Raw genomic sequence first — 693 nt, 5'->3', positions numbered from 1 at the left:
TTTGAACATCTTTCGCAAGTTCAGCCTCTTTCTTCTCACGCATGAACCGAGTAAGATTAGTCTGAAAAGAAAGCGTAAAAAGGCCGCCAGAGACGACGGATTTATGCTGGAACTGCTCAAAAGTGCCTAATTTGGTGCGGTAGCCCTAGATTACTAATGCTCCATCAGCATTTATCACTTTGTGTTTTACGGTAATTATATCAACGCCATCCTGTTCTGTTACGGACTGTTCCAGCAGGTTAGGGTAATCCGTGCCAAGCATCAGCGGAATAGCCCGGCCGGTGTAGTAGCTTTTACGCGCCTCAAATGTGGGGGCTAATGTGGGCTCTTTCGCCAGTGGAATTTTAATCACTACATACACTGCATTCGTGTCACGTAGCACATATGCCTGGCTGTTTTGCATCATAGCATCCTGCCTGCGTGCTGGGACGGCAGCGGCCATAGTTCCCGGTACATCCATTTCCTGCGGTTGGGCGGGTAGTTGCACGGTAAGCTGCTTATCGATGACGATGGTTTGCCAAGTGCTTTCCGGAGTATGTTGGACACTACTCTACCCTACTAAATATTGCGGCATAAAACGGGGCAGTCCGACCTTTGGGGTTCCTACACCATCCAAACCCGTTCTGCCCCGTGAAGCAATGCCTCAGCGCCAAACTTACTACGCTTTTGCGACAGGTGCCGTTTGTGCGCCAT

Annotated in this window: 1 protein-coding gene; it reads right to left on the bottom strand. The window is 49.8% G+C overall.

All coding sequences use genetic code 11. The annotated features are described in order from the left end of the window. Window positions 1-145: 145 nt before the first annotated feature. Entirely contained in the window at window positions 146-442 is a 297-nt protein-coding gene (locus tag D0T11_RS21775) for a hypothetical protein (RefSeq protein WP_147374811.1), read from the bottom strand. Between the last annotated feature and the right edge of the window lie 251 nt (window positions 443-693).

Origin of the sequence: Hymenobacter rubripertinctus (assembly GCF_003583925.1) — a bacterium.
In the GTDB taxonomy this organism is placed as follows: domain Bacteria; phylum Bacteroidota; class Bacteroidia; order Cytophagales; family Hymenobacteraceae; genus Hymenobacter; species Hymenobacter rubripertinctus.
The sequence above is the reverse complement of the archived record's forward strand: the minus strand, read 5'-3'. Positions and strand labels throughout refer to the sequence as shown.